The organism is Microbispora sp. ZYX-F-249, from assembly GCF_039649665.1.
In the GTDB taxonomy this organism is placed as follows: domain Bacteria; phylum Actinomycetota; class Actinomycetes; order Streptosporangiales; family Streptosporangiaceae; genus Microbispora; species Microbispora maris.
This window is the reverse complement of record NZ_JBDJAW010000002.1, coordinates 222,662-243,172: the sequence shown is the minus strand read 5'-3', so window position 1 is coordinate 243,172 and position 20,511 is coordinate 222,662. Positions and strand designations below refer to the sequence as shown.

At 72.6% G+C, this 20,511-nt stretch carries 20 protein-coding genes; 11 read left to right on the top strand and 9 right to left on the bottom strand.

What is annotated here, in order from left to right; translation table 11 throughout:
- The first annotated feature begins 40 nt into the window (after positions 1-40).
- The gene (locus tag AAH991_RS03600) at positions 41-991 is read left to right on the top strand and encodes an NADP-dependent oxidoreductase (protein WP_346224275.1); all 951 of its coding nucleotides are present in this window, start codon (positions 41-43) and stop codon (positions 989-991) included.
- Positions 992-1,080: 89 nt separating this feature from the next.
- Here AAH991_RS03600 and AAH991_RS03595 read toward each other — a convergent pair whose 3' ends face one another.
- Positions 1,081-2,283, bottom strand: a complete 1,203-nt coding sequence (locus tag AAH991_RS03595; RefSeq protein ID WP_346224274.1) for a glycoside hydrolase family 18 protein — start codon at positions 2,281-2,283, stop codon at positions 1,081-1,083.
- 92 nt (positions 2,284-2,375) lie between these two features.
- Between AAH991_RS03595 and AAH991_RS03590 the strand changes: the two genes are divergently transcribed.
- The 3 genes from AAH991_RS03590 (at position 2,376) to AAH991_RS03580 (ending at position 7,626) form a co-directional block, all read left to right on the top strand.
- Positions 2,376-3,302: an LLM class F420-dependent oxidoreductase gene (locus AAH991_RS03590; RefSeq protein WP_346224273.1), complete on the top strand. Its 927-nt coding sequence runs from the start codon at positions 2,376-2,378 to the stop codon at positions 3,300-3,302.
- 107 nt (positions 3,303-3,409) lie between these two features.
- Positions 3,410-5,143 carry a 3' terminal RNA ribose 2'-O-methyltransferase Hen1 gene (locus tag AAH991_RS03585; protein WP_346224272.1) on the top strand — a complete coding sequence of 578 codons (1,734 nt, stop codon included), beginning with the start codon at positions 3,410-3,412 and terminating at the stop codon, positions 5,141-5,143.
- Positions 5,140-7,626, top strand: coding sequence for a polynucleotide kinase-phosphatase (locus AAH991_RS03580; RefSeq protein ID WP_346224271.1), 2,487 nt, complete (start codon positions 5,140-5,142; stop codon positions 7,624-7,626). Before AAH991_RS03585 ends, AAH991_RS03580 begins: the two co-directional genes overlap by 4 nt.
- 142 nt (positions 7,627-7,768) lie before the next feature.
- On the opposite strand, the gene AAH991_RS03575 is transcribed toward AAH991_RS03580, so the two are convergent.
- Entirely contained in the window at positions 7,769-9,355 is a 1,587-nt protein-coding gene (locus tag AAH991_RS03575; protein ID WP_346224270.1) for an MDR family MFS transporter, read from the bottom strand.
- A gap of 106 nt (positions 9,356-9,461) precedes the next feature.
- Between AAH991_RS03575 and AAH991_RS03570 the strand changes: the two genes are divergently transcribed.
- Positions 9,462-10,058, top strand: coding sequence for a TetR/AcrR family transcriptional regulator (locus AAH991_RS03570; protein WP_346224269.1), 597 nt, complete (start codon positions 9,462-9,464; stop codon positions 10,056-10,058).
- 25 nt (positions 10,059-10,083) lie between these two features.
- Here the strand turns inward: AAH991_RS03570 and AAH991_RS03565 are convergent, their stop codons facing one another.
- Positions 10,084-10,656, bottom strand: a complete 573-nt coding sequence (locus AAH991_RS03565; RefSeq protein ID WP_346224268.1) for a TetR/AcrR family transcriptional regulator — start codon at positions 10,654-10,656, stop codon at positions 10,084-10,086.
- 86 nt (positions 10,657-10,742) lie between these two features.
- Here AAH991_RS03565 and AAH991_RS03560 point away from each other — a divergent pair, with 86 nt between their 5' ends.
- The 3 genes from AAH991_RS03560 to mug are packed head-to-tail and all read left to right on the top strand — an operon-like array spanning position 10,743 to position 12,206.
- A complete protein-coding gene (locus AAH991_RS03560) occupies positions 10,743-11,114 on the top strand; it encodes a DUF4267 domain-containing protein (protein WP_346224267.1) in 372 nt (123 codons plus the stop codon).
- Positions 11,115-11,150: 36 nt separating this feature from the next.
- Positions 11,151-11,657 carry a cupin domain-containing protein gene (locus AAH991_RS03555; protein WP_346224266.1) on the top strand — a complete coding sequence of 169 codons (507 nt, stop codon included), beginning with the start codon at positions 11,151-11,153 and terminating at the stop codon, positions 11,655-11,657.
- Between the two features lie 9 nt (positions 11,658-11,666).
- A complete protein-coding gene (gene mug / locus AAH991_RS03550; RefSeq protein WP_346224265.1) occupies positions 11,667-12,206 on the top strand; it encodes a G/U mismatch-specific DNA glycosylase in 540 nt (179 codons plus the stop codon).
- Between the two features lie 28 nt (positions 12,207-12,234).
- Here the strand turns inward: mug and AAH991_RS03545 are convergent, their stop codons facing one another.
- The 4 genes from AAH991_RS03545 to AAH991_RS03530 all read right to left on the bottom strand — a co-directional run bounded on the left by AAH991_RS03545 (position 12,235) and on the right by AAH991_RS03530 (position 14,586).
- Complete coding sequence (locus tag AAH991_RS03545; protein WP_346224264.1) at positions 12,235-12,864, bottom strand: DUF6879 family protein; 630 nt, start codon at positions 12,862-12,864, stop codon at positions 12,235-12,237.
- A gap of 108 nt (positions 12,865-12,972) precedes the next feature.
- The gene (locus AAH991_RS03540) at positions 12,973-13,098 is read right to left on the bottom strand and encodes a hypothetical protein (RefSeq protein WP_259401020.1); all 126 of its coding nucleotides are present in this window, start codon (positions 13,096-13,098) and stop codon (positions 12,973-12,975) included.
- A gap of 136 nt (positions 13,099-13,234) precedes the next feature.
- A complete protein-coding gene (locus tag AAH991_RS03535) occupies positions 13,235-13,936 on the bottom strand; it encodes a DUF1707 SHOCT-like domain-containing protein (RefSeq protein WP_346224263.1) in 702 nt (233 codons plus the stop codon).
- A gap of 2 nt (positions 13,937-13,938) precedes the next feature.
- A complete protein-coding gene (locus AAH991_RS03530) occupies positions 13,939-14,586 on the bottom strand; it encodes a PadR family transcriptional regulator (RefSeq protein ID WP_346224262.1) in 648 nt (215 codons plus the stop codon).
- Positions 14,587-14,997: 411 nt separating this feature from the next.
- Here AAH991_RS03530 and AAH991_RS03525 point away from each other — a divergent pair, with 411 nt between their 5' ends.
- Positions 14,998-15,720, top strand: a complete 723-nt coding sequence (locus AAH991_RS03525) for a metal-dependent hydrolase (RefSeq protein WP_346224261.1) — start codon at positions 14,998-15,000, stop codon at positions 15,718-15,720.
- A 233-nt stretch (positions 15,721-15,953) separates the two neighbouring features.
- Positions 15,954-18,728, top strand: coding sequence for an aconitate hydratase (locus AAH991_RS03520; protein ID WP_346224260.1), 2,775 nt, complete (start codon positions 15,954-15,956; stop codon positions 18,726-18,728).
- A 178-nt stretch (positions 18,729-18,906) separates the two neighbouring features.
- Here the strand turns inward: AAH991_RS03520 and AAH991_RS03515 are convergent, their stop codons facing one another.
- Positions 18,907-19,242, bottom strand: a complete 336-nt coding sequence (locus AAH991_RS03515) for a type II toxin-antitoxin system PemK/MazF family toxin (RefSeq protein WP_346224453.1) — start codon at positions 19,240-19,242, stop codon at positions 18,907-18,909.
- Complete coding sequence (locus tag AAH991_RS03510) at positions 19,223-19,537, bottom strand: hypothetical protein (RefSeq protein WP_183536294.1); 315 nt, start codon at positions 19,535-19,537, stop codon at positions 19,223-19,225. Before AAH991_RS03510 ends, AAH991_RS03515 begins: the two co-directional genes overlap by 20 nt.
- 176 nt (positions 19,538-19,713) lie before the next feature.
- Here AAH991_RS03510 and AAH991_RS03505 point away from each other — a divergent pair, with 176 nt between their 5' ends.
- Complete coding sequence (locus tag AAH991_RS03505; RefSeq protein WP_346224259.1) at positions 19,714-20,439, top strand: sulfite exporter TauE/SafE family protein; 726 nt, start codon at positions 19,714-19,716, stop codon at positions 20,437-20,439.
- Positions 20,440-20,511 lie beyond the last annotated feature (72 nt).

Below are 20,511 nucleotides of genomic sequence, written 5' to 3'. Positions count from 1 at the left end.
GGAAGCAGCGGGATAGGTGATTATGTTCCCGGACTCGAAAATGTTTGCAGTTCGCTTCGACCGGTTCGGTCCCCCCGAGGTCCTCGGCGTGGGGGAGTGTCCCGAACCGCACGCGGGTCCCGGTGAGGTACGCGTCAGAGTCAGGGCCGCCGGGGTCGCACCGGTCGACCTCGCGCTGCGCGCCGGCACGTCGCCGTCAAGCGGGCGGTTCCCCCTGCCGCACATCCCCGGCGTCGACGCCGCCGGGGTGATCGACGAGGTCGGCGACGGCGTCACCGGCGTCGCCCCCGGGGACGAGGTCTTCGGCGCCGTCGACGTCGCGCGGCTGGGCGGCGCCGCCGCCGAGTTCGCGGTGCTGGCGATCTGGGCCGCGAAGCCGCCCTCGATGTCGTGGGAGGAGGCCGGCGCCGCAGGCACGAGCGTCGAGACCGCCACCCGGGCGCTCGACCGGCTGGGCGTACGCGAAGGAACGACGCTCCTGGTCGACGGCGCCTCCGGCGGCGTCGGCAGCGTCGCCGTCCAACTGGCGGCCGCCCGCGGCGCCCGGGTGATCGGCACCGGCCGCCCGGAGAACCACGCCTTCATCTCCGGGCTCGGCGCGGTCCCCGTCGCCCACGGGCCCGGGCTCGCCGAGCGCGTCCGCGCTCTCGCGGGCGCACGGGCCGATCTCGCGCTCGACGTCGCCGGCGCCGGCTCGCTCCGCGAGCTCGTCGCGATCACCGGTACGCCGGCGGCGGTCCTCACCATCGCGGACTTCACCGGCCCGGAGCTCGGTGTCGCCATGTCGGTGGGCGAGCTCGGCGGCGAGCCGGACGGGCGGCACGGTCTCGCCCTCGCGGCCGCCCTGTCGGGGGAGGGGCGGTTCCGGGTTCCGGTGCGGGCGGTGTTCCCGATGGACCGGGCGGCCGAGGCGCACGCGGCGGCCGCGCGAGGGCCGCGGCAGGGCAAGGTCGTCCTCGCGGCTCCCCTCGCTCACGGCGAGCACGACTGAGGCGCGCCGCTGGCCGCCGCCGGGTCAGGGTCTCAGCCTGGGAAGTGGGATCGGTGATCTCGCGGACCGCGACGCCGGGGTGAAGATCATCAGGGGTGTACGTCCCGGTCGCCGGGCACGGTCTCAGGCCGGGCCACACCGGCGTCGGGGTGCGACGGCCGGGCCAGGATCCGTACGACGTCGTCGGCAGGTCTGGCGCCGCGCAGGGACAGCCAGGCCAGGCCGTTGCGGGCCCGGAACGCCGCCAGCCGCACCGCGTCGCCCGGCCCCAGGTCGCCGGAGCCGGCGAGGACGGGCGCCAGCCCCATGCGCCGCCACGCCGCGTCGGGCGGGACGCCCAACGCCGCCGCGATCTGCGGGCGCGCCGCGCGGGCCGCCACGGCCAGGCCGTGGAGCGCGGTGGGGCCGGGGGTCATCGGCACGAGCAGGCCGACCGACTCGATCTCCACTCCCGCCTCCCGGGTGATCCGCAACGCCTCCCGGTCGGCCGGCCTCAGGCCGTCCCCGGAGGCGGGAAGCGTGAAGGTCACCCGCAGCGAGCCGGCCTCGCCGGTCGAGCTCTCCACGGTCCGCGCCTCGTGCTGCAGGCGGGCGAGTACGGCGGCGCGGCGGCGGACGGCCGCCTCCCCGTCCGGGTCCGTCGTGCCGGTCCATTCCGGCTCGCCGGGCGAAGCCGCCGGATCCGCGGGCTCGAAGTCGACGCCGGCAGGGGTCAGCGCGGCGACGACCCGCCGGTAGGCCGCGAGCAGCCGTGCCGGGTCCTCGCACGTGACCGACAGCTCCTGCCCGTACGGGCCGCCGAACGCCGGCCACACCTCGCCGCCCTCGGCCCGCAGCCGTCCGATCCGCGCGGCGACGGCCTCCCCGCCTCGCGGCCGCACCCCCGCCCAGTGCGGAGCGCACCCGCCGGGGCCGGCGACGACGTGGCCGATGGCGAAGGACCGCACGCCCGCCTCCGGCAGTTCGGGGTGCGGCCTGCCGGCGGCGTCGAGGAAGCCCCGATAGCGCGCCGCGGGTCCGCCGGCGGGGGGAACGGCGGGCGGTGCGGGCGACGCCGTGACCGTCTGACGCGCGGCGACCAGCGTCTCGGGCGTCGCGGAGGCCGGCGTCCGCGCGTCGGTGGGCGGCCTGGTCCCGGCCGCGACACCGGAGGCGACGTTCCACCCGCCGGGCGGGGCCGGGGGCAGGGCCCACAGCGCCGCGCCGGTGCCCGCGACGAGCGCGGCCGACGCCAGGAGGACGAGGGATCGCGGAGGGCGGCCCGCTTCGCGGGAATGACGTGCGGAGTCCACGCTCACCACCCTGAGTTGCGATACGACCACGGAGCGCACAGGCGGCTCGCACTCTAGCAAGCCGCGGGCTCGCGGGAGGGGATAATGGACGGATGAAATTGAGGATCTTCACCGAACCCCAGCAGGGGGCGAGTTACGACGATCAGCTCAGGGTGGCGCAGGCCGCCGAGCGGCTCGGATTCGACGCGTTTTTCCGGTCTGACCATTATTTGCGGATGGGTGACGGTGATCCCGCCCCCGGCCCCACCGACGCGTGGATCACCCTGGCCGGCCTGGCCCGGGAGACCTCGACCATCCGGCTCGGCACGCTGGTGAGCGCCGCGACGTTCCGGTTGCCCGGCCCGCTGGCGATCAGCGTCGCCCAGGTGGACCAGATGAGCGGCGGTCGTGTGGAGCTCGGTCTCGGCACCGGCTGGTTCGAGGAGGAGCACACGGCGTACGGAATTCCGTTCCCCTCCCTGGGGGAGCGGTTCGAGCGCCTGGAGGAGCAGCTCGAGGTCGTGACCGGGCTGTGGGCGGCGGCCAAGCCGTTCTCGTTCGAGGGCGCGCACTACCGGCTGGCCGACTCCCCGGCGCTGCCCAAGCCGGCGCAGCGGCCCCGGCCGCCCGTCATCATCGGCGGCGGGGGCGCCAAGCGGACGCCGCGGCTCGTCGCGCGGTTCGCCGACGAGTACAACGTGCCGTTCCACCTTCCCGAGGACACCGCCGCGGCCTTCGACCGGGTCAGGCGGGCGTGCGACGACGCGGGGCGGGAGACCGTCCTGCTGTCGGCGGCGCAGGTCGTCTGCGCCGGGCGGGACGAGGCGGAGGTCGCCCGGCGGGCCGCCAACATCGGCCGCGAGGTCGGCGAGCTGCGCGTCAACGGGCTGGCGGGCACGCCGCAGGAGATCGTGGACAAGATCGGCCGGTTCGCCGAGATGGGCGCCGAGCGGCTCTATCTCCAGGTTCTCGACATGCACGACCTGGAGCACCTGGAGCTGATCGCGGCCGAGGTGCTGCCGCACGTGTCGGCGGCGTGACCCACCGCCCGGCCCGCGACGCCACCCGAGGCGGCGTCGCGGGCCGGGCGTCGTCCGCCGCTGAATTCGCTGGCTCAACGAAAGGGGCATCCGGCACACTTTGCCGGGTGATCCTCACGATCTCGACGACTCTGCGGCCCGCCACGGACCTCGGCTTCCTCCTGCACAAGCACCCCGACCGGGTGCAGGAGTTCGAGCGGTCGTTCGGCACCGCCAGGGTGTTCTACCCGGAGGCGGGCGAGGACCGGTGCACCGCGGCGCTGCTGCTGGAGGTCGACCCCGTGCGGCTGGCCCGTTCCCGGGGCTCGTCGTCGCCCGACTTCTCCCTCGGCCAGTACGTCAACGACCGGCCGTACGCCGCGTCCTCGCTGCTGGCGTCGGCGCTCGCGGACGTGTTCCGCACGGCGCGGGCCGGGCGGTGCGCCTCGCGCCAGGACCTCGCGGACGGGCCGATCCCCCTGGAGATCACCCTGCCCGCGCTGCCGTGCCGGGGAGGGGCCGATCTCGCGCACCGGCTGTTCGGGCCGCTGGGCTGGGAGGTCGACGCCGCGCCCGTGCCGCTCGACCCCGGCTTCCCCGAATGGGGTGAGTCCCGATACGTACGGCTCGCGCTGCGCGGGAACGTGCGCCTGGCCGACGCGCTCAACCACCTGTACGTCCTGCTTCCCGTGCTGGACGACGCCAAGCACTACTGGCTGGCGGGCGACGAGGTCGACAAGCTCGTCCGCGCGGGGGAGGGATGGCTGGCCGGCCATCCGGACAAGGGACTGATCACCCGCCGCTACCTCGGCCGGAGATGGGCGCTCACCCGCACCGCGTTCGCCCGTCTCGCCGAGCTCGGCGACGACGTGGAGGAGAGCCTGGACCCGCCGGTCGAGGAGGAGCACGCCGTCGAGGGCGACACCGCGCAGGAGCACGTCCCGGTGGGAGACGCCGAGGAAGAGCGCGCCGCGGTGGGCGACACCGCGCGAGAGACCGCGCGAGAGACCGCGCGAGAGACTGTGCGAGACACCGGGCGAGACACCGCGCGAGACACCGTGGGGGAGACCGTGCGGGAGCCGGGCGCCGAGGCTCCCGGCGACACCGTCCCAGGCTCGGACGGCGGCCCCACCGCGGGTGAAGGACCGGCCTCGGACGGCGGCCCCACCGCGGGTGAAGGACCGGCCTCGGGCGGCGGCCCCACCTCGGGTGACGGACCGGCCCCGGGCGAGGGCGCCGGGGAGGCGCGGGTGCCGCTCAACACGCTGCGCCGCGAGGCCGTCGTGGCGGCGCTGGAGGAGCTCGGCGCCCGCACCGTGGTGGACCTCGGCTGCGGCTCGGGGCAGCTGCTGTCGGCGCTGCTGGACAGGCCGGCCTTCGCCAAGGTGGCCGGCATGGACGTGTCGGCCCGCGCGCTCGCGCTGGCCAAGCGGCGCCTGCGCGCCGAGCGGATGCCGGACGCCAAGCGGGCCAGGCTGGAGCTGTTCCAGGGCTCGCTGACCTACACCGACGCCCGCCTGGCCGGGTACGACGCCGCGGTGCTGATGGAGGTCGTCGAGCACGTGGACCCGCCGCGGCTGGCCGCGCTCGAGCGCGTGGTCTTCGGCACGGCGCGGCCCGCCCACGTGATCGTGACCACGCCCAACGTGGAGCACAACGTCAGATACGAGCTCCTCGCGGGGGCGCGGCGCCACCCCGACCACCGGTTCGAGTGGAGCCGGGCGGAGTTCGCCCGGTGGGTGGCGGGCGTCTGCGAGACGTACGGCTACGCGGCCGATCTGCGGCCGGTCGGCGAGGACGATCCGGAGGTGGGCCCGCCCACCCAGATGGCGGTCCTCAGCAGAAGGGAGGGACGGCCGTGACCGAGATCAGCGTGCCAGAGCTGTCGCTGGTGGTGCTCGTCGGCATCTCCGGGAGCGGCAAGTCGACGTTCGCGGCCCGGCACTTCGCGCCCACCCAGGTCGTCTCGTCCGACTTCTGCCGGGGCCTGGTCGCCGACGACGAGAACGACCAGACGGCCACGCCCGAGGCGTTCGACCTCCTCCACCACATCGTGGGCATCCGTCTGCGCCGGGGCCTGCTGACGGTGGTGGACGCGACCAACGTGCAGTGGGAGGCCCGCAAGAAGCTCATCGAGCTGGCCAGGTCGCACGACGTGCTCGCCGACGCGATCGTGCTCGACGTGCCGGAGGAGGTGGCGCGCGCCCGCAACGCGGAGCGTCCCGACCGCGCCTTCGGCGCCCACGTGATCACTCGGCAGCGCAAGGAGCTGCGCCGGTCGCTCGGCAAGATCTCCAAGGACGGTTTCCGCCGGGTCCACGTCCTGCGCGGCGACGAGATCGACGACGCGGTGATCACGTACGAGAAGGCGTGGACGGACAGGACCCACCTCACCGGTCCTTTCGACATCATCGGCGACGTGCACGGGTGCCGGGCCGAGCTGGAGTCCCTGCTGACGAAGCTCGGCTGGGAGGTCGGGCCGGACGGCGCCGTCCACCCCGAGGGGCGTACGGCGGTCTTCGTCGGCGACCTGGTCGACCGCGGCCCGGACACCCCGGGCGTGCTGCGGCTGGTCATGGGCATGGTCGAGGCCGGGACCGCGCTGTGCGTGTGCGGCAACCACGAGCAGAAGCTGGTCCGGGCGCTCGACGGCCGCAAGGTGCGGGTGGCCCACGGCCTGGAGCGGTCGCTGGAGCAGCTCGCGGCCGAGCCTGCGGAGTTCCGCGCGGCCGCCAGGACGTTCATGGACGGGCTCATCAGCCACTACCGTCTCGACGGCGGCCGGCTGGTGGTCGCGCACGCCGGCCTGAAGGAGGCCTACCACGGGCGGGCCTCCGGGCGGGTGCGGGCGTTCGCCCTGTACGGCGACACGACCGGCGAGACCGACGAGTACGGCCTGCCCGTGCGCTACCCCTGGGCGAACGACTACCGGGGACGTGCCATGGTCGTCTACGGCCACACCCCGGTGCCCGAGCCGGAGTGGGTCAACAACACGATCTGCCTCGACAACGGCGCGGTCTTCGGCGGGCGGCTGACCGCCCTGCGCTACCCGGAGCGGGAGCTCGTCTCGGTTCCGGCGGAGAAGGTCTGGTATGAGCCCACGCGGCCCCTCGCCGCGCCGGCTCCCGCCCGCGATCCCGGCGTGCTCGACATCGGCGACGTGGACGGCACCCGCTTCGTCGAGACGCGATTCGGCGGCCGGATCAGGATCGCGGAGGAGAATTCCCGCGCGGCGCTGGAGATCATGAGCCGGTTCGCCGTGGACCCCCGCTGGCTGGTCTACCTGCCGCCGACCATGGCCCCGCCGGAGACCTCGGCCATGGCGGGCTTCCTGGAGCACCCCGCCGAGGCGTTCGAGGAGTTCGCCCGGGCGGGGGTGACCCGGGTGGTGTGCGAGGAGAAGCACATGGGCTCGCGGGCCGTCGCCGTGCTGGCGCGGACGCCGGAGGCCGCGGCGCGCCGCTTCGGCATCGCCGACGGCACGACGGGCAGCGTCTACACCCGCACGGGGCGGCCCTTCTTCGACGAGCGCATGCCGGAACTGGTCGACCGGCTGCGCGAGGCCGCGGCGCCGCTGTGGGAGGCGCTGGAGACCGACTGGGTGGTGCTCGACTGCGAGCTGCTGCCGTGGTCGGCCAAGGCGGAGGGGCTGATCCGCGACCAGTACGCCTCGGTGGGGGCGGCCGCCCGGGTGGCGCTGCCCGAGGCGGTCGCGGCGCTGGAGATGGCGGCGGGACGTGGCCTGGATGTAGGCCCTCTGCTCGACCGCACCCGCCGCCGTGCCCACAACGCTGCCCTTTTCCGCGATGCCTATGCCCGCTACTGCTGGCCGGTCTCGGGCCTCGACGGCGTACGGCTCGCGCCGTTCCAGATCCTCGCGTGCGAGGGGAGGGCGACGGCGGTGGAGGAGCCGCACGAGTGGCACCTGAAGACGCTCGCGCTGGTGGACTCGCCGCTCGTCACGCCGACCCGCCACGTCTTCGTGTCCCTCGACTCGCCGCAGGAGCGGGAGGCGGCGGTCGCGTGGTGGACGGCGCTGACCGAGGCCGGGGGCGAGGGCATGGTGGTGAAGCCGGCCGCCCATCCGGAGGGGCGGGTGCAGCCGGGCGTCAAGGTGCGCGGCAGGGAGTATCTGCGCATCATCTACGGCCCCGACTACACGGAGTCGCTCGACGTGCTCCGGCGCAGGTTCACCGGCAGGAAGCGGTCGCTCGCGCTGCGGGAGCACGCGCTCGGCCTCGAGGCGCTGGCGCGGCTGGCGGAGGGTGAGCCGCTCTGGCGGATCCACGAGGCGGTCTTCGCCGTCCTCGCGCTGGAGTCCGAGCCGGTCGACCCGCGTCTGTGACCGGGCGGCCCGGCCTGTGACCGGAGGACCCGCGTCTCTCACCTGAGGGCCCGCGTCTCTCACCTGAGGGCCCCCGGGACGGCCGCCCGCCGGTGAGGCGGGAGCCGTACCCGGGGGCCCGGGGTCTATTCCGGGACGCGGCTCAGCGGGACTCGGCCGCCGCGGGCGCGCCCGCTCCGGGGGCGGCCTGCTCGGGCAGGTCCACGCTGTCGCGCAGCCGCACCTGCGGGAGGAACAGCACGGCGAGGATGCCGACGACCGCGATGCAGGCCGAGATCAGGAAGATGTGGCCGGTGGCGTCGCCGTAGGCGGCGCGCACGATGCCGCGGATCGGCTCGGGGAGCGCCCCCATGTTGAGGCTGCCGCCGCCGCTGCTCTGGCCCGCCGGCACCGGGATGCCCGCCTTGGCCAGGCCCGTGGTGATGTTCGCGGTGACCTGGTTGGCCAGCACCGCGCCGAGGACAGAGACGCCGATCGTGCCGCCCAGCGAGCGGAAGAAGGTGATCGCGCCGCTGGCGGCGCCCAGCTCGCGCAGCGGGACGGTGTTCTGCACGGCCAGCACGAGGTTCTGCATGGACATGCCGACGCCGGCGCCGACCACGAGCATGCCCGCGCCGACGAGGACCAGCGAGGTGTCGTGGTCCATGGTGGACAGCACGAGGAACCCGAGTGTGAGCACGATCGAGCCGACGAGGATGTACGGCTTGACCCGGCCGCTGCGGGACACCATCCGCCCCGAGATCGTGGACGACACCAGCACGCCGAACATCATCGGGATCGTGAGCAGGCCCGACTCGGTGGGGGTGTAGCCGCGGCCGATCTGGAAGTACTGGCCGAGGAAGACCGCGCCGCCGAACATGGCCATGCCCACGGCCAGGCTGGCGAGGATCGCGAGGGCCGGCGTGCGCCGCCGGATGACGTGCAGCGGGACGACCGGCTCGCGGACCACGGACTCCACCCAGACGGCGATGCCGAGCAGCACCACCGAGGCGCCGACCATGACGAAGGTCTGCCAGGAGATCCAGTCGAAGGAGTTGCGGACGAAGGTGACCCAGATGAGCAGGATGCTCACGCCGGCGGCGATGAGGATCGCGCCGGGGTAGTCCACCGAGGTGCCCGGACGGCGGACCGACGCGATGTCGAGCGTACGGTGCAGGATGATCAGCGCGAGCGCGGTGAACGGGATCGGCAGGAAGAAGCACCACCGCCAGCCCAGCCAGGACGTGTCGGTGATCAGGCCGCCGAGCAGCGGCCCGCCGACCGTGGCCACGGCCATGACCGCGCCGAGGTAGCCGTTGTACTTGCCCCGGTCCTTCGGGCTGATCATGGCGGCGATGACCACCTGCACCAGGATCTGCAGCGCGCCCATGCCCAGGCCCTGCACCGCGCGGAAGGCGATCAGCATCGGCGTGTTCTGCGCGAAGCCGCAGGCGAGCGAGGCGACGAGGAAGATGCCGATCGCGATCTCGAGCAGCAGCTTCTTGCTGAACAGGTCGGCCAGCTTGCCCCAGATGGGAGTCGAGGCGGTCGTGGTGAGCAGGGCCGCGGTGACCACCCAGGTGTACTGGGACTGGGTGCCGTTCAGCGCGCCGATGATCTGCGGCAGCGCCACCGACACGATCGTGCTGCTGATCATCGCGAGGAACAGGACGAGGAGCAGGCCGCTCAGCGCTTCGAGTACCTGCCGGTGGCTCTTGGCCCCCGTCTCCGGCAGCGTGGGTGCGCTCACGCGCAGCCTCCAATGCGAGTTCGAAGGGGATTACCAGTCAACGATACATGCCCGGCAGGCAACTTTGCTCGGTGGGCAATGTTTCAGCGGCTAAGCTGAACCCACCATGGAACCGACGGCGGGATTGCGCGAGCGTAAGAAGGCCGAGACGCGGCAGGCCATCCACAAGGCCACGCTGCGGCTCGCCGTGGAGCGTGGGCTCGACCACGTCACCGTCGACGACATCGTGGAGGCCGCCAACATCTCGCGCCGGACCTTCTCCAACTACTTCGGCAGCAAGGAGGACGCCCTCCTGTACGGCGAGGAGGAGCGCGTCCGGTCCCTGGTCCGTGCGGTCCGCGAACGGCCGGCGGGGGAGCCGGGCTGGCAGGCGCTGCGCGGAGCCGTGCGCGACATGTTGGAGGACATGGGCGAGCTCGACCGCGAGTGGGCGGTGCGCACCGCGCTCACCAAGCGCCACCCGTCCCTGCTCGCCCGGCAACTGGCCAACCACGCCGCGCTGGAACGGGACCTGGTCCAGGCGATCGGCGAGCGCGACCGGCCGGGGGATCCCGCCGCCGACCCGAGGTCGCGGATCATGGCCGCGGCCTTCCTCGTCGCGTTGCGCATCGCCACTCACATCTGGATCGAGGAGCAGGAGTCGCGCCCCCTCGCGCGGATCGTCGAGGAGGCCCTCGACCAGCTGGAGCGGCCCTTCCGCTGAGTCCCGGCGCCCGCCGGGGGCCGGCTCAGCCCGCGAACCGGGCCAGGAGCAGCCCGAGCCTGAGCTCGTGGTGCTCGCGCGGGAGCCGTCCGCCGCGCATGAGGGTCACCAGGCCGTGCAGGGCGGCCCAGAAGGTCTCGGTCAGCGCGCCCAGGTCGTCGTCGCCCGCGTGCGGGCGGACGGCCTCGGCCAGCTCGCCGAAGGCCGCCTGCAGGGCGGGCGGGGCCTCGGGGGTGGCGAACGGCAGGGGGACGGCCAGGCTGAAGATCACGTCGTAGAGGGCCGGGTGCCGGTCGGCGAAGGCCACGTAGGCCGCGCCGACGCCGGCGAGGGCGCGGTGGGCGTCCGGCGCCGCGGTCCGGGCCGCGCGCAGCTCCACGGCCAGGTCGGCGCAGCCCTCCACGGCGACGGCCGCCATGATCGCGTCCTTGCCCTTGAAGTGGCTGTAGAGCACCGGCTGGCTGTACTCGACGCGCTCGGCCAGCCGCCGGGTCGTGACCGCCTCCCAGCCCTCGGCCTCGGCCAGCTCCCGGGCGGCCGTGACGATCAGATTCTCCCGCTCGGCGCGCTCGCGCTCCCGGCGCGACTGGATCGACATGCTTGGAACTCTAGCACCGCTAGCGTTTATCGCATTGCTCTGCTAGCTTCGATCTCGTTCCTAGCGCTGCTAGATGAGAGAGAGACATGCTCACCCCCATCGCGTACGGCCTCGCCATCGTCCTCAACCTGTTCGTCCTGTTCATCGGCGCCCGCTTCCTGTTCGTGCCGCACGCCGCGGCCGCCGGCTACGGCGTCCCGGCGAAGAAGGACGGCGACGTGGCCTACCTGACAATCAAGGGCCTGCGCGACGGGGGCTACGGCCTGCTGGGCCTGGCCCTGCTGGCCTTCGCCGGCGCCCGCGCCGAGGCCTGGTACATGCTGATCGTCGCCCTGCTGCCCCTGGGCGACACCCTGATCGTGCTGCGCAACGGCGGCACCCGGGCGGTCGCGTTCGGCATCCACTTCGCGACCGCCGTGATCATCCTCATCAGCGCCGCCCTGCTCTTCGCCGTCTGATCCCCGCCTGCCGCACCGCCAACGAGAGGATTCGACATGTCGCTGGTCGTCCCCCACTTCCCCGACTCGGTGATCGTCCGCTCCGCCGACGCCGAGGTCATCGGCCGGGCCCCCATCACCATGCGGCTGCTGGCCGACAGCAGCGCCACGGGCGGCGCCCTGTCCGCCCAGCGCGTCACGCTCAACGACGGGGCGGACGGCGCCGCCCCCCATCACCACACCGGCTCCGCCGAGCTGTTCTATCTGCTCGACGGCCGCGCCCAGCTCCTGAGCGGGGACGAGGTCGTCACCGCCGAACGCGGCGACCTCGTCATCGTCCCGCCCGGCCTCGCCCACGCGTTCGCCGCCGCCCCCGGCCACGACGCCGACATCCTCATCGTCGTCACCCCGGGCGTGGAGCGCTTCGAATACTTCCGCCAGTTGGAGCGCGTCGCCTACGGCAGGCAACCCCCGGAGTCCCTTCTGGAACTCCAGGAGCTCTACGACAACCACCTGCGCACCAGCGCCGCCTGGACTGCGGCCAGGACCGGGCGGGCCGTCTAGCATCGCGGCATGGCGCCCACCAAGGCCGACCTCGAGGCGGCCAGGAACGCGACGATCGACGACGTGCTCGGTCCCGGGCTCGACGTGCTGTTCTGCGGGATCAACCCCAGCCTCTACTCCGCCGCCACCGGACATCACTTCGCGCGGCCGGGCAACCGGTTCTGGCCCGCGCTGCACCTGTCCGGGCTCGTGCCGCGCAGGCTCGCGCCGTCCGAGCAGCACCTGCTCCCGGCGTACGGCCTCGGCATCACCAACGTCGTGGCCCGGGCGACCGCCCGCGCCGACGAACTGGCCCCGGAGGAGTTCCGCGAGGGCGGCGCGCGGCTCGCGCGGCTGGTGGCGGACGTCCGCCCCCGCGTCCTGGCGGTCGCGGGGGTGTCGGCCTACCGCGTCGCCTTCGCCCGCCCCGCCGCCCGGATCGGCCCGCAGGAGGAGACGATCGGCGAGACGGCGCTGTGGGTGCTGCCCAACCCCAGCGGGCTCAACGCCCACTGGACGCTGGAGGCGATCGCGGCCGAGATGGGCCGTCTCCGCACGGCGCACCTGTGATCGCGGCCGCCGTCCGGAGCGGGGGCCGTCACGGGTGGCCGGGGCGGGACAGGACGCGTCCGGCGACCGGCGGAGGCAGGTGCGCCACCTCGCGGTCGTGGAAGGCCACCATGTCCTCGGCGCGGGCGTACAGCTCGGCGACGGCCCGGGCACAGCCCTCGATCACCCGGGTGTCGGTGATCCGCCGTCCGCCCACGTGGGCGCCGATCTCGTCGTAGAGGACCTCGTACATCAGGCCGTGGTTCACGATCAGCAGCTCGGGCAGCGGCGCGCGGCTCTCCAGCGGCCGTACGGACCGGGCGTGCAGCGCCCGCGCCCGCTCGCCCGCCCGGGTGCGCGCCGCGAGCAGGACGATCTCCCATTGCAGGTACGGCGTCGGCGGCATCTCGACGATCCGCAGCCGGCGCAGCTCCGCCCGCGGCGGCAGGTCGTCGGCGAAGCGCATCTCGTCCATCAGCGCGAGCGACCGGTCCCAGTCTCCGCTCGTCATCGCGACCCAGCTCGGGGTGTCGGGCTCGTGGAAGTGCTGGGCGCGCTCCAGCTTCCACACGACGCCCTCGGTCCCGCGCAGGTGATCGTAGAGCTCGGTCCGGTACTCCGCGGCGGGAAGGACCTCTCCCGCTGCCTGTCTGACGTGATCGAACGCTTCTCCGGGCATGGAGCCTCCCTCGGCCGAAGCCGAATCGATGGTCGGAGCGCGCCCGGCTCCGGCCCGGATCTGGATACGTGGCGCGCGTGGGTCTTCCGCGGACGTCTTGGGTGGGTGTCAGTTCCCCGTCGAGTTGCTGCACACGGCCGTCTCCACCGCGTCCAGCAGCCTGATCCTGATCTGCCTCGTCCCCGCAGTTTCGGTCTCCCGCACCACCTCGGGTTCTGGCTCGGCCGGCTTCACTTCACCCTCCGTTCGTCGGCGTGGCCGCAAACACTCCCCCGAGGGCGACATGACGATCGTTGGCCGCTCCCGATCCCGGGTCAAGGCCCAATTCCGGCCGACGGGGGGCGCGCCGGGCAGCGGCACGCCCCGCCGCTCACCGGTATCCCATGCCCTGTCCGTGGTGACGGCGCCGGATGAGCCCCACCACGGTCGTCACCAGCCAGACGACCAGCAGCAGCCTGCCGATCACGAACAGCGGCCAGGCCCCGGTGAGGAGCCCGACGACCAGGATCGCCACGGCGGCGAGCGCGATCGGCGCGGGGCCGCCCCTCGTGCGCGTCATGGCGCCCCGCCGCCCGGCCGGTCCCCGGGCCGGGCCGTGGTGGTGACGCCTGGCCCAGGGCGGCCCCGGGTGCGGGCCCCACGCACCGGCCCCCGTCCACGGCCCGCCGTACGGCCCGGGTGCCCCGCCCGGCAGCCCGGGGGAGCCCGGGTGCCACGGGCCCCCGGCCCGGCGGCCGCCGTGATGGGCGCCCGCCTGCCGCGGGTCGTCCGGCCAGGCGCCGGGGAGGTCGGCGGTCACCCGCCGCAGGTCCTCGGCCGTGCGGGCCGAGAGCGTCGCGTCGAGGCGCTCGTCGAGTTCCTCGCGGGTGATGCGGCCCTGCGCGAACGCGTCGTGCAGGAGCCGCGTCACCTCGTCGCGCTCCCTGTCCCCGATGCGAAGGCCGCCGGTCCGCGGCCCGCCGTACGCCGGACCGCCCGGCGGGGCGTGGCCCGCGGACGCGCCGCCGCCGCGGGGAGTGTGTGCGCCGCCTCCGGCGGCGGGCCGGCCGGGAGAGCCCTCGGGGGAGTCCATCGTCACTCCTCCGCGGGGTCGCCGTCGGCGAGGATCTGGTAGAGCCGCCGCCTGGTCTCGGCCAGGACCTGCTTCGCCTGCCCGACCTGCCCCTCGGAGCCCGAGTGGGCGATCTGGAACAGCGCGGAGGCCGCCTGCCTGGACAGGTCGAACAACTCGTGGACGTCGTCCCCGATGTCGGGCGTCATCTCCTCCCACGGCGCCCGGACCTCGTCCCCGTGCTCCTCCACGTAGCCGCGCCCGGCGTCGGTGAGCTGGAACGTCTTGCGCCCCTCGGTCTCCTCCGCGCGCACCAGGCCCTCGTCGGTGAGCTGCTGCAGCGCGGGGTAGACGGCGCCGGGACTCGGCTTCCACCCGCCCTGGCTGCGCTCGGCGATCTCCTGGATGATCTGGTAGCCGTTGCGCGGCTGCTCGGCGAGCAGGGCGAGGATCGCGGCCCGCACGTCACCGCGCTTGGCCTTCCTCGGCCGGCCGAAGCCCCGGGGGCCGAACGGGAAGTTGCCGCCCGCCCACGGTCCGAACGGGCCACCGGGCCCGAAACCGCCCCATGGGCCGCGCCCCCGCATGCCGCCCCTGTGCCGGTGCTCGTGAGGGCCGCCGCCCTGTTCCTGATGCCACATGGCCGCCCCCTTGATGAACCTCTCGCGCATGGCGCGCCGCATCTCCTGCCTCAAGTGTCGTCTCAAGTCGGGGCGGGTCCAGGGCGCCCCCATCGCGTGTGCCGAACTCATCGCAGTGCCCCCTTCTGGTTTGCGATCTGTTCTCGATGGCTCAACGATATATCGCGACCGTTCTGGCAACAACGCGAGGTAAGAGTGACATAGCTCACGCGGAAGTTTTTTGAGTACGGGGAACAGCGTCCGAGACCGTAGCGTTATCTCACACGAAGACGGGATCGTTCTGCTCTGAGAGGGCTGGGGGGTGCTCTTGGAGCGGGACGATCCCGTCTTTGTCGTTCCGGCGGCCGCGCCCGGCGGACGCGTGCGACACGTGCCCGGGCGGTGGGCGCTTCGCGGAATTTGTCGGTGCTTTGCCGTACAGTCTGCAAGCGTGATCTTGTCATGATGGGGCACTCGCACGCCCTCAGCGGGGCGGCGGTGTGGCTGGCGGTCGCCCCGGCCCTGATGGCGCTGCCGGACGCGGTGGGGCACCCGGAGCTGGCGACGCTGACGGGGCCGATCCTGACCCCGCCCGAGCTCGTCGCGGGCGCCGTGGTCTGCGCCGGTGCGGCCATGCTGCCCGATCTCGACCATCCAAGCGCCACGATCGCCCAGACGTTCGGACCGGTGACCTGGCTGCTGAGCAAGGGTGTGAACTTCGTCAGCGGCGGGCACCGGCACGCCACTCACTCGCTGCTGTTCAGCGTCCTGGCCGGCGTGGGCGCGCACCTGCTCGGGGAGCGCTACGCCATCGGCCGCGACATCCTGGTCGTACTGATGATCGGCCTGGCGATCCGCGCGGTGGGCATCGGCGTGCCCGGCAGGACGCTCACCTCCGCCATCGTGAACATCGGGCTCACGGCGGCGCTGTTCTTCACCTTCATGACGCTCGGGGTGACCTATGCCTGGCTGGGCCTGGCCATCGGGGTCGGCTGCCTGGTGCATGTGATCGGCGACTGCCTGACCGAGCGCGGCTGTCCCGTCTTATGGCCGATCAAGGGGCGCTGGCTCCTGCCGTGGGACATCGGCATCAAGACCGGCAAGGCGTTCGAGAAGCAGTTCCTCGGCCCGGCCCTGTCGATCGTGGTGATCGCGCTGTTCTGCCTGCGGCTGATGCCGGCCTGAGCGAGCGCACTGGCGCACCGGGAAGAATCTGGCTGTTTGCCGGTCCCGGCCGCATGGAGATCTTTCTACCGCCGAGTAACTTGATGTCGAGATATCTCGAGGGATATCTTGACGTCGAGACATCCGCCGAGCCGCACAGGTTAGGGCAACCTAATTGTCGGGAGTGTCCCGTGCGTGCGGGAGGATGCACACGAAACCTGTGACTAGCCCGGAACCCTGGGGAGGCGAACTTCGTGTCCGCGAACAGCTTCGGCAGCCGTGACACGCTGCGCGTCGGTGACGCGTCATACGAGATCTACCGGCTGGACGCCGTCGAGGGGTCGGCGCGCCTCCCGTACAGCCTGAAGATCCTGCTGGAGAACCTGCTCCGCACCGAGGACGGCGCGAACATCACCGCCGACCACATCCGCGCCGTCGCGGGCTGGGACCCGAACGCCCAGCCGAGCGTGGAGATCCAGTTCACGCCCGCCCGCGTGATCATGCAGGACTTCACCGGTGTGCCCTGCGTGGTCGACCTCGCCACGATGCGCGAGGCCGTACGCGACCTGGGCGGCGACCCGGCGAAGATCAACCCGCTCGCGCCGGCCGAGATGGTCATCGACCACTCGGTCATCGTCGACTTCTTCGGTCACCCCGACTCCTTCCAGCGCAACGTCGAGCGGGAGTACGAGCGCAACCGCGAGCGCTACCAGTTCCTGCGCTGGGGCCAGACGGCGTTCGACGAGTTCAAGGTCGTCCCGCCCGGCACCGGCATCGTCCACCAGGTCAACATCGAGCACCTGGCCCGCGTGGTCATGACCCGCGACGGTAAGGCGTACCCGGACACCTGCGTGGGCACCGACTCCCACACCACGATGGAGAACGGCATCGGCGTCCTCGGGTGGGGCGTCGGCGGCATCGAGGCCGAGGCCGCGATGCTCGGCCAGCCGATCTCGATGCTGATCCCCCGGGTGGTCGGCTTCAAGCTGACCGGCAAGCTGCCGGCCGGCGCGACCGCGACCGACCTCGTGCTCACGATCACCGAGATGCTGCGCAAGCACGGCGTGGTCGGCAAGTTCGTGGAGTTCTACGGCGAGGGTGTGTCCAGCGTGCCGCTGGCCAACCGCGCCACGATCGGCAACATGAGCCCCGAGTTCGGCTCCACCTGCGCCATCTTCCCGATCGACGGCCAGACCGTCGACTACCTCAAGCTCACCGGCCGCTCGCCGGAGCAGGTCGCGCTGGTCGAGGCGTACGCCAAGGAGCAGGGCCTGTGGCTCGACCCCTCGGCGCCCGAGCCCGTCTTCAGCGAGTACATCGAGCTCGACCTGTCGACCGTCGTCCCGTCGATCGCCGGGCCCAAGCGCCCGCAGGACCGCATCCCGCTGGCCGACGCCAAGTCGGCCTGGCGCGCGGCGGTGCGCACCTACGTCACCGACGACAGCATCGAGGGTCCGGCCGACGAGGCGTCGGCCGAGTCCTTCCCGGCCTCGGACTCCCCGGCGATCGCCCACAGCGGGGCGGGCGACGTGCCGCACGCCGTGCGGCGCAACGGCGAGCGCCCGCACCGGCCCACGCCGGTGACGCTGTCGGACGGCACGTCCTTCGAGATCGACCACGGCGTCGTCACGATCGCCGCGATCACGTCCTGCACGAACACCTCGAACCCGTACGTCATGCTCGGCGCGGCCCTGCTGGCGAAGAACGCGGTGGACAAGGGCCTGTCGCGCAAGCCGTGGGTGAAGACCTCGCTCGCCCCGGGCAGCCAGGTCGTCACCGGCTACTTCGAGCGGTCCGGCCTCCAGCCGTACCTCGACAAGCTCGGCTTCAACCTCGTCGGTTACGGCTGCACCACCTGCATCGGCAACTCCGGCCCGCTGGAGCCGGAGATCTCCGCCGCCATCCAGGAGAGCGACCTCGCGGTCACCGCCGTGCTGTCGGGCAACCGCAACTTCGAGGGCCGGATCAACCCCGACGTCAAGATGAACTACCTGGCCTCGCCGCCGCTCGTGGTGGCCTACGCGCTGGCCGGGTCGATGGACGTCGACCTGAACAACGAGCCGCTCGGCGTCGGCACCGACGGGCAGCCGGTCTTCCTCAAGGACATCTGGCCGTCGCCCGAGGAGGTCGCGGCGGTGGTGTCGGAGTCGATCAGCCAGGACATGTTCAAGCGTGACTACGCGGACGTGTTCAAGGGCGACGAGAACTGGCGGTCGCTGCCGATCCCGACCGGCGACACCTTCGAGTGGGACCCGGAGTCGACGTACGTCCGCAAGGCGCCGTACTTCGACGGCATGCCGGCCAAGCCCGAGCCGGTGACGGACATCAGGGGCGCCCGCGTCCTGGCCAAGCTGGGCGACTCGGTCACGACCGACCACATCTCGCCCGCGGGCTCGATCAAGGCCGACACCCCGGCCGGTCGCTACCTGCGCGAGCACGGCGTCGAGGTCAGGGACTTCAACTCCTACGGCTCCCGCCGCGGCAACCACGAGGTGATGATCCGCGGCACGTTCGCCAACATCCGGCTGCGCAACCTGCTGCTCGACGGCGTGGAGGGCGGCTACACCCGCGACTTCACCCAGGGCGGGGAGCAGGCGTTCATCTACGACGCGTCGCAGAACTACCAGGCCGCCGGAATCCCGCTGGTGGTCCTGGCCGGCAAGGAGTACGGCTCCGGGTCGTCGCGTGACTGGGCGGCCAAGGGCACCGCGCTCCTCGGCGTGCGCGCCGTCATCGCCGAGTCGTACGAGCGCATCCACCGGTCGAACCTGATCGGCATGGGCGTGCTGCCGCTGCAGTTCCCCGAGGGCGAGAGCGCCGACTCGCTGGGCCTGACCGGCGAGGAGACCTTCGACATCGCCGGCATCGAGGAGCTCAACAGCGGCTCGACCCCCGCCACGGTCACCGTCCGCGCCGGGGACGTCGAGTTCCAGGCCGTCGTGCGTCTCGACACGCCCGGTGAGGCGGACTACTACCGCCACGGCGGCATCATGCAGTACGTCCTGCGCTCCCTGCTCGCCAAGAGCTGAGCGGCTCGCCAAGAGCTGACACCGGGGCGGCCCGGGCCGGCGGTAACTGACCTGTCGGCCCGGGCGGCACTGCGCCGAGGACGGAGCGCGGAGCGTAGAAGGCCTGAGTCCTCGCCGTACGGCACGAGGAGCTCATGCGTCCGTCCTCCGGACATGGCAGAGGCCGCGAGCGGCTCGTCTACGCCCGGATGAGGTGGCTCAGAATGACGCGCATCTTCTCCAGCGTCGGCTCCTCCACCCAGCCGATCCTCCTGGTCAGCCGCTGCACGGAGATGGCGCGGAACTGCTCCACCATCGCCCAGCTCTGCTTCTCCAGACCCGTGCCGGGGGCGATTTCGACATGGCTGGGCCAGCCGCGCTCGGTGGTGGTCAACGGCACGGTGAACACCAGGCCCGTCCGCACGTCGTTGACCGCGCGGCCGCTCATGACCACCATGGGCCTCGGCCCGCCCTGGTCTCGGCCCGTCGGTTGACCGTGGTCGGCCAGCCAGAGGTCACCGCGCGTTATCCGCATCATGCTCCTTCGGGGGCAGGTGGGAGGACCAGTCCTCCGGCTCGAGGCCGTCCGGAGCGGCGCGGTCGAAGACGGCTGTCTCCGCCAGGTAGTCGGCCCAGCCCTCGGGGTCCTCTCGCCGGGTCCGCTCGACCGCTGCTCGCATCTCCTCCCAGAACTTCTTGTGCTCGTATTCGGCGACGGCGTCGTCGATCACTGCTGTCATGGGTCTGCCTTCCTGCTTGGCGATCGCCGCGAGTTTGTCGCGAGTGAGAGTGCTGACCCGGATCGTCGTGTGGCGTTGCTCGCTGCCCATACCGCGAGGCTACGATCCTGTCTACAAAAAGCGCTATGGCGATGTCGCCACGTGGGAGCCTACGAAGGCTCTGATTACTCTCGCACCATATTTCAGTTACTGACGGTGATTGTCCGAGTTCCTGGCCACGGATAACCGGTTGCCGGGACGCCGGGGGACGCCGCTAGGGTCCGCGCATGGATCACGACGTGGTGCTGCTGCTCATCGGGGGAGCGGCCGTCTTCATCGGGGCGGTCGTGCAGGGCGGGGTGGGGTTCGGGCTGGGCCTGGTGGCCGCGCCGCTGATCACGCTGCTCGACCCCTCGGTGATGCCGGGGGCGGTCCAGGTCGTCAACCTCGCGATGCCGGTGTTCACGCTGGCCCGGGAGTGGCGCAGGACCGAGTGGCGGGGGGCCGGATTCGCCCTGCTGGGCCGGCTGCCGGGCAGCGCGGTCGGCGCCCTCGTGGTCGTCTATGTGAGCACGGCGGCGCTCGGCGTGCTGGTCGGCGTGATGGTGCTGGTCGCGGTGGCGCTGACGGCGCGTGCGGTCTCCGTGCCGCGCAACGGCGCGACGCTGACCGTCGCGGGCTTCCTCTCGGGGATCACCGGCACGGCGACCGGGATCGGCGGCCCGCCGATCGCCCTGGTCTACCAGAGCGCCCGCGGCCCGCAGATCCGCGCGACGCTGGCGACGTACTTCTGCCTGAGCGCCGCCCAGTCGCTCGTCATCCTCGCCGCCCTCGGCAGGCTTCCGGGGCGCGCGCTGGCGGCGGGGGCGGCGCTGGTGCCCTTCGTCCTGCTGGGCTTCGCGGTGTCGGGACCGCTGCGCCGCTATCTGGACGGCGGGCGGGTCCGTGCGGCCGTCCTGACGGTGGCCACCGTCTCCGCCTGCGCGCTTCTCGGGCAGAGCCTCGCCCCCTGAGCGCGGCTGTCCGAGATCCGAGGACTGGACAGTTCCTCCTTGAGATCGGCAGGCTTGTGTCCTCACACATAA